Origin of the sequence: Agarilytica rhodophyticola (assembly GCF_002157225.2) — a bacterium.
GTDB classification, from domain to species: domain Bacteria; phylum Pseudomonadota; class Gammaproteobacteria; order Pseudomonadales; family Cellvibrionaceae; genus Agarilytica; species Agarilytica rhodophyticola.
In genome coordinates this window covers 5,072,640-5,085,348 of the sequence record NZ_CP020038.1, presented here as the reverse complement: position 1 = coordinate 5,085,348, position 12,709 = coordinate 5,072,640, and the positions used below count along the sequence as shown (strand labels likewise).

Below are 12,709 nucleotides of genomic sequence, written 5' to 3'. Positions count from 1 at the left end.
TAGTGCAGGTTAGTTTTTGCCGTAAAGATTAACTTCATGAATAGACCACCAATTAACGTTGGATGATCCTGTTTGTTCGATTTGTATATGGCGGGCTGTTTGTCCGGCAAAACTAATATCTGTCACTGCGGAGTCGCCATTACCTGACGTGACGTCGCGATAGTTAATGCCATCATCGGATACACGTACGATATAGCCGCGTGGGTAGTCGTTGGGATTGCCTCCTGAGTCTAAAACAATGCGGTCAACATTGCGTATTGCGCCCAGGTCGATGGTGAAGGTTTGTCCCGCTCGCTGGGTTGCGCGTGTCGCCCAACGAGAGCTGGCAATACCATCAATGGCATTGTTAACATCGCGGGAAGTACTTGCAGTTACATTCCAGCCTACGCGGCTAAGCTGTGTGCTGGTGCCGCCATTACCTGGAGTGCCGCTGCCAGCCGCTGTCGAAGTGATGGCGTCGAGGTTAAAGCTACCGTTAATAAATTCTAAGCGGAAAATGTGTCTGCCAGAGTATGCGCTAAGATCGACATTTTCCAGTGTGACGTCTTCGAATTTCGTCCAATTTCCGGTAACGGGCACATTAACAGTTCCTACTTCAACACCACCTACCAACATACGGATTATACCGCTAGCATTAGCAGGATCAGCGACACTTAAGGTAAAGTCATAAATGCCAGGCACAATCTCGGAAGTGTATTCCAGCCATTCACCATCATTGATCCAGCCAACAAAACGTCCATCGCTGGCGCTTGCAGCATCGCCCACATCAACTCCTTCACGTTGGCGGTGGAACTGGCCACGCTGTTGTGGATCACTGTCGTTATAGGCGATACCTTGGCCGCCTTCGTCGTAACTTTCCAAATAAACGAGACACCCACGATACTATAGAAGTAAATAAGCCCCCCACTTTTGTATATCAATGGGAAACGAAGACAGCCAAGTTTTTGGGACAAAATACAAAGAAGCTTTTCTGTAGTGGATTCAGTAGATATTTCTACAGAAGTATCTCAAGTAGTATCTGATGCTTACGATCACGAAAATTTTCAAAAAGCTGGTACTACTGTATCCTTAACTTTAGCAGCAGGCAGTTTAACTCCTTGTTCGGCTTGGTGTGCCACCGGAAGTTTGGCTACTGACGGAGTGTTGGTCTTAGATGAATATCTATTTGGGGCCGATGGGTGGAGTACAGCTGCCGTTGCTTCGCCTGCAGCTGTTGGATTAATTTATCAATAAACTTTAATAAAGACAGGCGTTGCTCCGACTAAAGCTAATGCGGTCGGTGTTGTTGCTACATCAATATCAACTTATTGGTTTAATCGTGATTATCATAGAGAAAAATGATGTTCAATAAATTTACTTTAAGTTATATCACTCTATTAGCCCTGTTTTTTATTATTGGCACCCTATCAGGCGGAAAAGAGTCAGATGAGTGGATTGTTGGTTTTTTTATTTATAGCTACTTTTCTTATTTAGTCATCTGTTTTGTATTTAATAAAAAAATGATTTTGCCTCATGCCTCACTAAATTGTGGCGATATATTTTTGAGAAAATTTGTTTTTGTTATGTCAATAATTATTATGACGGTTTTTTCTTTTAACTAAAAATAAAACGGAAAAATGAGGGCAGGCCTACTGAGATGATTTGCCTCTGTTGGTTTTATCACCTACCATCCTCAATCAGGTGGGGAGGCGAGTCATCTCAGTAGATCTGACCCTGGATTTCTGTGGCTGAATATTTAATCCGTAATGGGCTTTCATATAGTAGTTCCACTGGAAACCAGGCAATGTTGACCAGTTTCCGGTAGGCAGTAAACCAAGCCACTGCTCAAGGTTTTAAGAATGGATAAATGGTTAATGTTGGTCGCTGGGAATTGATATTTAGTGTGGGGCGTTCGGGTGATGCTTTGCCAGTAATTAAACATGTGCTTTATAAATGATGTTGATATTAAAAAAAGAAAATCCCTGTGAAGATATTTCTATTGATATTGATGGATATATTCCGTTCACGGTTGAGGTAAAATCACAAGGGTCGTCAGCACCACCTCTTTATTTTAGGGGTGGTGATGGAAAGCAGTCATTAATAGAGATTGGATTAAACAGAGGAAGCGGCTCAGTTTGTAATGCAACATTAACTGCAATCTCTCCAGAGAGAGTTAGCGAAACTGAGTTGCCAGCTAATAATGACTTACCTGAAATTATTGGCTTGGCTGCTTTTGATGTGAGTACTTGGGACTCTTGTTCGGATAATTACGCAGATAATTTTGATGATAGCTTTGATTCTGAAATTACTTTAATGGTTGGTGCTAATTATCTGTCACTACACTTTGAAGGAATTGAGGAACCAGTTCGGTATATTAAAAATAATCAGCTTCGATTTGGTATAACGTCAGATGGAAAGTTATCGACTTTGGAGCTTTTAGAGCTTACTGAAGATCAAGTTAATCTTTTAAAACCAGTTTAAATTAGCCCCATACTCAGGAGAACTAAATAAGACACCCACTGTACAAAAATGGGTGACCCCAAACCCCGTAATAATGGTGTTTCTACATGGCAGAGTGGTTATCATGGTGGTGATTTCGAATTTAGTAAATATGAAACCATATCTAACCTAATTGGTTTTGAGGCAGACATGTCGTTAGCTGTAGGGGTTTCCTTTGGAGATTTAGGAAGCTTTAAAGGAAAAGGTACTGGTTTAGCTTTTGATTTAGGTCTGATGGCAGTTGATGTTACTTTCGATGCTAGTCAGCGTGTGTCTGGGATTCGAATTTTTCGTGGTACTGATTTCGCAGGTGGAATTTCTCAAGGAGATTCTAATACAACCACGAGTCGATATTGATGTCATATTCTGAATGTAAATTCTGTGGAGCCAAAACGATCTCATCTATGTCAAAACTTAGATCAGACCGTTTTTCTCCTCATATTTGTAGTAAATGTGGATGTAAAAGTTATGTATACTTTGGTTATAAATTTTTATTTATATTTTATGTAATAGTTTCATTTTGGGGAGTAATTGGTATTACTTATCTTTTTCATATGCCGTTTTGGCTCGTGATTGTTATTATTCCTTTCTTAATATATATGTCTTTTATAATGGTATTTTCCGGTAATGAAAATCGAGTCTATTTAAATAGAAAAATAGAAAAATAGAAAAATAGAAAAATGAAATAAACAAGAAATTCACTTTAAAAAATGGACCAGTAGACCTGTCCCCAGATCCTACAAACAAAGATAAGCGCCAATATGGTGAGACATATCTATGTGTCTGAATTAGTAGGCAGGTGAAAATTAAAATAATAAAGAGATAAATTATAATTAATTTATTTTTATTTAAATTGTATATACTTTATTTTAGATTCTTATTATTAACTAAAGGCGTAATAAAAATTATAAAATTAAAAACAGTATTTTTACGAGTGCTTAATATTTATTCTTGCAATTTTAAAAGACGAACTATTTTTTCTATTTAGATACTTAGTGGTACATTCCATAAGAGAGATTTAGAATTAATGGCTCACGTCTATAGTATAAAAACAGCTAGCAATCCATTTAACTGCCAGATTCGCGAAATACCACAAAACAGAAAGCAACACTAAACTGTAAAAGCTGTAAGGGTGCTACCCCAATATGCGGAACTTGCGCATTTACCATATCTCAAAAGAGTAACCCTAGATGTCCTTTTGATCAGACTCCTCTTGGTGATAGTAGCTCAAGCAGCACCAACGCAGCTAGTTCGAGTTCAACTAATTCAAACGCTAACAGCCAGGACTCAAGAAGACGGACAAGGCGTTCAGGTAGTATACTCAATAGATTTAGAAGATAAAGGGAGATGGGGTCATCTCAGTAGACGTGACCCTGAATTCCTGAATTCGGTTTTTGAGAAAGAGTAGTAAAAGTGATTTTAAATTTTTTAGGTGTAGTTTTTATATTGTCATTATTGTTTTCTTCTTCATGTTCTAACAGGGTTAGTAAAGTTGATGAAACTGATGAGAACGATACTATCAGTGAATTATTAATATCTGCAAGAGAAAACGCGGACAATGGTAAATTAAAGGAAGCGCTAGATGATGTAAAATCTCTAAAAGAAATACAAATTTCATCTGATTATCAGAACTTTTTAGTTTTGATGACAAGCGGGTATGTAAGTTACAAAACTGGACACTATAGAGAAAGTGCTTATGAATATCTTGCGGCTTCCCTAGTCGATTCGATTTCTATACAAGATAGACTATCAGCTTATGAGCATCAAGCACATTTGTTTTTTAAAATAGAGTCTTATGTATTATCTGGCGCAGCAGTAGATAAGTTTTTTAAACATAAAGAATCAGACTTACACCTTGCAACTATCGGATTGCTATCATACTTTAATTTGGGATTATGCTCAGAGTCTAAGAGGTATTATGATCTGCTTTCTGGAGAAAAAATGAACTACATAATAAATATATCAATAGAAAGCAGCTTTTAGAAATAGGTAATGCTTGTGCTATAAATAAATAGAGTATAGGGGCACCCATTAGGCTTTAAGTCAATAAAAACAAAAAAATAGGGGGAATGGGTGAGCCCGAATCTGCTATGGCGTTTGGAAATAGCAAAAAAGCTGCTTAATTATGTGTCCTGAATAGTGTTGATGGCGTTTCTTATTTCTACGATAGTAACGGTAATATGACCAGCGATACCAGCGGTCGTAGTTTACAATATTCCACCTTTGACAAACCCTTAACTATCAGTAAAGGTAACCATGTATCTACTTTTGCTTATGGGCCGGATCGCAGTCGTTATCTGCAAATTGATAGCAATTCCAGTGTCGCTGCCAAAAATAAAACAACCGTCTACCTTGGTAATGTAGAACGCATTACGCAAAACGACGGCACCATCGAATGGCGTCGCCAAGTGGCCGGTGGTCAACGTACTTACACCACCGACGCCTCATTTAAAATGATCGGCGATGAAAGCAAGCGTTTTATCTTTAAAGACCACCTGGGCTCAGTGGATGTCATTGCCGACGACTTCGGCAATCTTGAACAAAGCATGAGCTTCGATCCTTGGGGCGCCCGCCGTCAAGAAAACAGCACGTTGGAGTTATTAACAACGACACAGCACTTTAACTTTAGCGACGATATCACCAGCCGAGGCTTCACCGGCCACGAAATGCTCGACGAATTAGGCCTTATCCACATGAACGGCCGCATCTACGACGCCACCATCGCCCGCTTTATGCAAGCCGACCCCTTTATTCAAGCAGCGACCGATATACAGATGCATAATCGCTACTCGTATTTAAGGAATAACCCGCTCAATGCTACGGATCCTAGTGGGTATTTCTTGAGTCGTGCTTGGAAGAAGATTAGGCCTTTTGTAGGAGTAGCCGTTGGCGCTTTAATTTCTATATATTGTCAAGTGTGTGGCTCTGCGATTGTAAAAGGTGCGATTGCTGGCGCAGCAAGTGGTTTTGCCGGTGCTGCGGTTTATGGTCGCAACCCGGTTCGGGGCGCGATTATAGGAGGAATATCTGGAGCTGCTTTTGCCGGTATAAACGGAATTGGCAATCCCCTAGGTCAATTTGTTGCAAGAGGTATATTAGGAGGGGCCTTTGGTCTATTGCAAGGAGGGGGCTTTAGAAACGGTTTTATTAGTGCAGGGTTTAGCCAATTTGGTGGGGGTAGCCTTATAGGTCAGGTTGTTGGTGGTGGTACTATAAGTAGGGTGACTGGCGGGAAGTTTGCAAATGGCGCGGGAAGTGCTGCTTTTGCGTGGGCTGTGAGGGCGGGGTTAAGCTCTCAACAGTCTAGCAATGGAGGCCATACCGCAGAAGAAATTGCAAATATGGAAAAAGGGCTAACACCTGATGGGCGGCAGCTTGTTGCGGGTGATGGAGGCTTAATTAGTCAAAAGGAATTGTCAGAAATATTCAAAGATGAGCAGTTTAAAAAAATCCTCGCCAGAGGGCTTAGTATGGCAAAAGGTGATGTTGAAACTAGGTTTCAGTTGCAAGGGGATAATATTAGTTCTGGCAGTGTTATAAGATATAAAGAGGCATCTTGGTTTAGTAGTAAAGAAGGTTACTACATTGACGGCCTGCCTTCATCAAATACAGTTAGAGGCTTAACAGAAACTGGAGGTTTTGCGGGTGCTGTCCAGCCCTTAGAAGGTGTTAAGGCATTAGCAATTTCGCTTGACCGATGGCAAGGGAATCGAGGTATTACAAGTGCGTCATCAGTAGACAAATTTAATTCTCTTTCCCGTTTCGTTGAAGCCCCTGTTGTTGTTTCTGGTCGTGGAGCTGATACTTTTATCTTTGACGGAAGTTCTGGTTACAGTAAATTTGATTAGGTATTTATTTCAAATGGTTAAATATTTTTCATTTTTTTTAGCATCGCTGTTTTTTTCTCTGTTTTGTTATTGGAATGGAGTACAGATTGGTTTAGAGAGAGCGGCTGCTCAAAAACTGTCTTTGGAAGCATCCTATCAAATTGATGCAATCAATCAATTGAAGCAAAAACCTGATGTGAATGTTGTTGATTTACACGAGGCCAGAATAAATGCTCTACTAATAGAATATGGTAAGTACTTAGAGAGTAAAAGAGCTATAGCCCCTGGTTTGGAAAATGTGGATAAGGCCACGCAAGTGTTATTCTCTCAAGTTGCTCGATATAGAAATGGCAACCCACGTTTGATAAATGGAATTAAATATGCCCCATTTAATGTTAATTACTTAAGTAGCGAATCATATAATGGTTTATCCGAAAGTCAAAAGCTAAAAATCGATTTAGACGCTTCATACTATAATAAAGCTATTAATACACTATTGGAAAAATAACCAAAAAACGACCTGAATAATAAATAGGACACACACAAAGCCCTAGCTTTTAATCTAGGGCTTTTTATTTTTTTATCTATTACCTTTTATGTATCATGGATCACTACCAAAAACTTATCCCTGATCCTCACCTTTACCGGCGCATTAATCTCAAACCTCGCTTCAATCAACCAATGCCCTTTTAAATGAATCTCACCAATCGGCGTGAGTTGTTGGTGCTATTGGCTCAGCTGGTAAGCGTGGTAATTCTCCTTCACTTTTAGCCGTCGTTGGCGATGTCATTTTTTAGTGGTGGGCTGGAGTCGCGCTTGTGTATTATTATTACGAGTAGTCATGATCATACACCCTAATAGTATGGTGGTGATTAGCTGAGCCTTGGTGTTGCCGCACCTTGCCTCTCCATTTGATTTAGGATGGTAGGTGAAAAAAACCAGAAGAAGTAGGTCATGCGTTGTATTTTACCTACTCTGTTTTATACTTATATTGATTTTTAATAGTAAAGGTTTCCGTTTGGTACTTGTGTGTCGTATACAGGTTATTTTATTTTAAAGCTAGTTAAATTATGAGAAAGTAAAAAGAAAAGACCTGACCCTAAATCTTCTGGCAGATAAGTTTTTTAAACATAAAAAACAGACTTACACTTTGCGGCTATCGTAGTGCAGTAACACTTTAATTTGGTTTTATGTTTAAAAATAGGGGTTTTTGCACTATAAGAAATAAGGGCGGTAACAATAATATCGGAGCTATTTAAGTATGTCGAAAATTAGGGTTCAGTCTTTATTTTTTGTGTCTTATTTATAACTCGTGTGCTGAGTCAATTTTAGAAAAGTGTAGTTAGCATTAAATAAATATCATTTTTAAGAACTGTAACTTAATGAATTTCAACTAAGTTCCAGCGTCAACTGAGTTTTCTATCGAGTTTGTTAAATATCTATGCTTTTGGTTCTATACTTCAACTAAGGTTAGATGTTTCCATAGAAGATTTTCTTAATATGTTACATCTTAACTTTTGTTGTGTAAAAGTGATATTTTACATTTTATTAAGATTGTTAGTTTGTCGAAAAATATTACTTTTCTGGTGGGGTTTTAAGCATTTTTTCTGGTTCGGGCATGTTGTTTTATTCAGTTTATAAATATTTTTTTAACATATTAACTCCTATATGCCAATTACAGAATTTAAAAATACACTTCTTATCTATTTTTTTATTTAATAATAAGGTGAGTTTATTTAACACAATAATTTAGAGGAGTTAGACTTTTCTCGAACTATTAGCACTTAAAGATAGTTACCAGAGTGTTGGTTATATGACTTCATCTGATAATAGTGCACTACATATGGCTTTAATAATTGGTTTGATTGAGAAACTAAATTTGAATAAAGGTTGTTTTTATGAAATATATAATTTATTAAATACTCCCTGAAGCTGATTTATACTTCACCATATAAAGCATAACTTAATATCAATATATTAGTTTCTTTATATCTAGACTAAGTTTTGTAAAAAATGGGTCAGTAAATCTGACCTTGTGTTTTTGTTTTAAGTTTATATAAGAGGTAATATATTTCAAAAATATCAAAAAAATATTTTGATAAAATTCTTCAAATAATTTTTGCTATTTCAGTTATAATTATAGTTGCATCACATTCTTTTCTTTATTTCTCATTGTTATGTACAAAGATAGTTTCGAAAGTCTTGAATGGAAATAGGTATATCTTTGATTATTTAAAGTTAAATTACTTTATTTATTTGGGTGTTTTTCCCGATTTGTAAAGATCACTATAAGTATTTAATACCATCACCTAAAATAATGTAAATGTTTACAAATAAATAGAACAAAAACAAAATTTTCGCGACTAAAAGGAAAAAAACGTGATATTTATAAAGAGGAATTGATATTTAATGGCAAACTATAGAGTTACTTCGCAAGGAGTTCAATGTAAGACATGTAATAAAATTTATCCGAATAAGGATGACTTTAAACAACATTTTAGTCGCAGACACGCAACTAGTCAAAGACCAGCTCTTGCAACAGGGCCAAATATTTTGAGTTTACTTAGGCCGCGAAGACAACAGAGCCAGATAGGAACACCTGGAGCTGGGCCTGCTTCAAGGCCAGCTACTCAGCGATCATCATCACCAACACTTACATATAATCAAATAGCATCGCCCCATCTGAACGCTGTAGCAAGAGCGAATGGTCAATCAGCGCCGAAAATTTACCAATTGAGTTATAGTTATGGTAGTAGGGCGAGCGACAGAAACTATACACAGTCACTTGATCATAAGATGCTTGGTAAGGCGTACGCTGCTACAATTGGAGCATCAAATAGTTCTAGTCCTTCAAATCCCAGGCACCTTTTCCACGGAGTGCATGCGTCAGATCCTACGAGATGGAATAGCTTATCGCCACTTGTTTCTTCCAAAGGTTTTTGGGCTGTAGCTCCCAATCCCTCTAATTTGAAAAATGGAGCTGGCTTAGGAGAAATGCAAGGTGTAATAGCATATGCGGGAGATCCTAGCAAAAGTTCAAGGTTTGTTACCGTTTGGAAAACTGATCAAAGCACTTTCAGTAGTAATAACGTTGCGGTTTCCAGTCAACAAACGAGCCCAAGAGATAGAATCTTAAATTATAATGGTGTAAACATTCCTTACCAAGAATTTAAGGAAATACACAACATGGCAGATAGAAGTCAAAAATCAACAGTATCCACTCATTTTTCAAAATCGGATTACACCCGTATAACTTTAGCTTATTGCTTACGTGGTTCTAGCAGTAATAGGGATTTTGCTAGAAGTATTATGGATGTTGCTAGTCCAAGTACAGCAGGTTTATCACTTGAAGAGCGAATAAATAAAACAAATTTAAGTCGTGATAACCATAGAATGTCGAGACTAGATAACGGAACTCTTGCTACCTTAAGTCGGCTTTCAAAAGATGCTCTAGTTAGCTTCGATAGGCAAATTAAATCGTCCACAGGAGGATCGTCTTCACCTCCACGTGTGAATTTTGTCTCTGGCGATAATAGCCATGGTGTAACATATATAGCAAAGCCCCCAGCAGGATCATCTACTGTGCAAGGCTTAACGCTTGAAGCTATATACCAATTACCATAGATAGATATTTATTGTAATGTAAATACCTATAGTGAAGTTGTAATTATTTAAGGGGTATATTGAAAATTACGGAACTTAGCCATTCCAGTCATATGGTGATCGAATTACAGGTTAGTTACACAATTACTGCATCATTTCAGCCATTACTATCCGTAACTATGATCCATATAGTCTGTAGTATTCTTAAGTAGGTCTATAACTACCTTTTTAAAAAGCATTAGGTCTACTAGGTACTTTTAACGTTAATTTTATCAATTCCTGTTTACACCCAAAAGCGCTAATCGCTAAAAGTAGGTGCTTTAAGCGAGGCGCCAAGAGTGTAATTTAGTTTTTCTCGGCCATTACTGCTGCATTGCCCTAATGAATAATAAATAGGACACACACAAAGCCCTAGCTTTTAATCTAGGGCTTTTTATTTTTTTATCTATTACCTTTTATGTATCATGGATCACTACCAAAAACTTATCCCTGATCCTCACCTTTACCGGCGTATTAATCTCAAACCTCGCTTCAATCAACCAATGCCCTTTTAAATGAATCTCACCAATCGGCGTGAGTTGTTGGTGGTATTGGCCTCAGCTGGTAAGCGTGGTAATTCTCCCTCACTTTTAGCCGCCGTTGGCGATATCGTTTTTTAGTGGTGGGCTGGAGTCGCGCTTGTGTATTATTATTACGAGTAGTCATGATCATACACCCTAATAGTATGGTGGTGATTAGCTGAGCCTTGGTGTTGCCGCACCTTGCCTCTCCATTTGATTTAGGATGGTAGGTGAAAAAAACCAGAAGAAGTAGGTCATGCGTTGTATTTTACCTACTCTGTTTTATACTTATATTAATTTTTAATAGTAAAGGTTTTCGTTTGGTACTTGTGTGTCGTATACAGTTTACTTTATTTTAAAGCTAGTTAAATTATGAGAAAGTAAAAAGAAAAGACCTGACCCTAAATCTTCTGGCAGATAAGTTTTTAAAAAATAAAAAATAGATTTACACTTTGTGGCTATCGTAGTGTAGTAACACTTTAATTTGGGGTTATGTTTAAAAATAGGGGTTTTTGCACTATAAGAAATAAGGGCGGTAATAATAATATCGGAGCTATTTAAGTATGTCGAAAATTAGGGGTCAGTCTTTATTTTTTTGTTTTATTTATAACTCGTGTGCTGAGTCGATTTTAGAGAAGTGTAGTTAGCATTAAATAAATATCATTTTTAAGAACTGTAAATTGATGAATTTCAACTAAGCCCCAGCGTCAACTGAGTTTTCTATCGAGTTTGTTAAATGACTATGCTTTTGGTTCTGTACTTCAACTAAGTTAGATATTTCTATAGAAGATTTTCTTAATATGTTACATCTTAACTTTTGTTGTGTAAAAGTGATATTTTACATTTTGTTAAGATTGTTAATTTGCCGAAAAATATTACTTTTCTGTTAGGATTTTAAGCATTTTTATCTGATTCGGGCATGTTTTTTATTCATTCTATAAATGTTTTTTGAGCATGTTGACTTCTATATGCCAATTACAGAATTTAAAAATACACTTCTTATCTATTGGTTTTTTTAATGCTAAGGTGAGTTTATTTAACACAATAATTTAGGGGGCTAGAATTTTCTCTAACTATTAGCATTTAAAAATAGTTCCCAGAGTGTTGGTTATATGTCTTCATCTGATAATAGTGCACTACATATAGCTTTAATAATTTGTTTAATAGAGAAACTAAATTTAAATAAAGGTTGTTATTATGAAATATATAGTTTATTAAATACTTCCTGAAGTTGATTTATACTTCACCATATAAAGCATAGCTTAATATCAATATATTAGTTTCTTTATATCTAGACTAAGTTTTGTAAAAAATGGGTCAGTAAATCTGACCCTAAAATATTTTATTTAAGATTCCTTGCAATATCTTTATAGGCAGAATGTTTGACTGCATCAATTAAGGTTCTTCTATCAGGGAACTTTTGGTGTCTGTGGCTCTCATAACGGCCGATAGCTCCGTGAAAGTCTCTTTTATGCTCACGGGTATAATTATGGATAGTGCCTGCGTCATAAGGTAGAGCAGAGTTTCCCCCTCTCGTAGTAACAACATGTTCATTACCGCGTGAAATAACCCGGATATCTCCACCTCTTGAGCGAAAATCCTGCACAATAGGCGTAGCTGGACGACTTGGAGCACAGCCTCCCATAGCAAGATGGCTAAGAGGGTCTCCCTTCAGGTTATTTATGGCTGAACGATTTATTTGATTTACTATTCCACCCGCATGATTCAACAAAGAACCTGCACTAACGAATATATTACGTTCTGTTTGAGAATGGGAGAAGTATGGGGCATTCCTTATATTTGCACGATCTTGAAGGTGTGTTGTATGGGGGCGTCTTGGTGAGATAGCAGGTATTGTAGACATAAACGGTTACTCATTAAAGTTTTTAAGGATAACGAAGAAAATTTCTTAACATATGAGTACTGCATATATCTCTGTTATGGTGTTCTCGCTTCTTAGTAGAGGTTTAGTGCGGTAAGTTCTTAAAATTAAAAAATATTATAGAGAAAGATAAAAATCTCGTATTAGAGAATAATAAATTAGATAGACAAATCCAAATAACTTTTAAAAAAGCTATTTTCCGCTAAGAGAGCTTTCAACGCTGAGATATTAGAAAGTTGTAAATAGTGTGCCTGTTAAAGACCTATCAACATACTTTTAACTTTTGCAAGTAATTTTAATTTACCGTCCAATAATAATTATATTTTAAATATTATTTTTTTAATTAATATTTTAAGGCG

General features: G+C 36.8%; 11 protein-coding genes. 7 read left to right on the top strand and 4 right to left on the bottom strand.

Translation table 11 applies throughout. The annotated features are described in order from the left end of the window. Positions 1 to 9: 9 nt before the first annotated feature. Entirely contained in the window at positions 10 to 861 is an 852-nt protein-coding gene (locus BVC89_RS21095; protein ID WP_086933100.1) for a discoidin domain-containing protein, read from the bottom strand. Between the two features lie 114 nt (positions 862 to 975). Between BVC89_RS21095 and BVC89_RS21090 the strand changes: the two genes are divergently transcribed. The 6 genes from BVC89_RS21090 to BVC89_RS21055 all read left to right on the top strand — a co-directional run bounded on the left by BVC89_RS21090 (position 976) and on the right by BVC89_RS21055 (position 6,813). Then, positions 976 to 1,233 (top strand): hypothetical protein, encoded by a 258-nt coding sequence (locus BVC89_RS21090; RefSeq protein WP_086933099.1) that lies wholly within the window; start codon positions 976 to 978, stop codon positions 1,231 to 1,233. 699 nt (positions 1,234 to 1,932) lie between these two features. Beyond that, on the top strand, positions 1,933 to 2,460 hold the full coding sequence (locus BVC89_RS21080; protein WP_086933097.1) for a hypothetical protein: 528 nt from the start codon (positions 1,933 to 1,935) through the stop codon (positions 2,458 to 2,460). Positions 2,461 to 2,508: 48 nt separating this feature from the next. Further along, the gene (locus BVC89_RS21075) at positions 2,509 to 2,835 is read left to right on the top strand and encodes a hypothetical protein (protein WP_086933096.1); all 327 of its coding nucleotides are present in this window, start codon (positions 2,509 to 2,511) and stop codon (positions 2,833 to 2,835) included. Between the two features lie 1,056 nt (positions 2,836 to 3,891). Further along, positions 3,892 to 4,461 carry a hypothetical protein gene (locus BVC89_RS21065; protein WP_086933094.1) on the top strand — a complete coding sequence of 190 codons (570 nt, stop codon included), beginning with the start codon at positions 3,892 to 3,894 and terminating at the stop codon, positions 4,459 to 4,461. 197 nt (positions 4,462 to 4,658) lie between these two features. Next, positions 4,659 to 6,326: an RHS repeat domain-containing protein gene (locus tag BVC89_RS21060; protein WP_086933093.1), complete on the top strand. Its 1,668-nt coding sequence runs from the start codon at positions 4,659 to 4,661 to the stop codon at positions 6,324 to 6,326. A gap of 13 nt (positions 6,327 to 6,339) precedes the next feature. Beyond that, positions 6,340 to 6,813 carry a hypothetical protein gene (locus tag BVC89_RS21055; protein ID WP_086933092.1) on the top strand — a complete coding sequence of 158 codons (474 nt, stop codon included), beginning with the start codon at positions 6,340 to 6,342 and terminating at the stop codon, positions 6,811 to 6,813. A gap of 86 nt (positions 6,814 to 6,899) precedes the next feature. Here BVC89_RS21055 and BVC89_RS30780 read toward each other — a convergent pair whose 3' ends face one another. Next, positions 6,900 to 7,013: a SymE family type I addiction module toxin gene (locus tag BVC89_RS30780; protein WP_086933091.1), complete on the bottom strand. Its 114-nt coding sequence runs from the start codon at positions 7,011 to 7,013 to the stop codon at positions 6,900 to 6,902. A gap of 1,701 nt (positions 7,014 to 8,714) precedes the next feature. On the opposite strand from BVC89_RS30780, the gene BVC89_RS21045 reads away from it, so the two are divergent. Next, positions 8,715 to 9,929, top strand: coding sequence for a hypothetical protein (locus tag BVC89_RS21045; protein ID WP_086933090.1), 1,215 nt, complete (start codon positions 8,715 to 8,717; stop codon positions 9,927 to 9,929). A 434-nt stretch (positions 9,930 to 10,363) separates the two neighbouring features. Here BVC89_RS21045 and BVC89_RS30775 read toward each other — a convergent pair whose 3' ends face one another. Together BVC89_RS30775 and BVC89_RS21035 are read right to left on the bottom strand one after the other, a co-directional pair. After that, positions 10,364 to 10,447, bottom strand: coding sequence for a hypothetical protein (locus tag BVC89_RS30775; RefSeq protein ID WP_425428399.1), 84 nt, complete (start codon positions 10,445 to 10,447; stop codon positions 10,364 to 10,366). Positions 10,448 to 11,810: 1,363 nt separating this feature from the next. Continuing rightward, positions 11,811 to 12,332, bottom strand: coding sequence for a hypothetical protein (locus BVC89_RS21035; protein WP_086933088.1), 522 nt, complete (start codon positions 12,330 to 12,332; stop codon positions 11,811 to 11,813). Between the last annotated feature and the right edge of the window lie 377 nt (positions 12,333 to 12,709).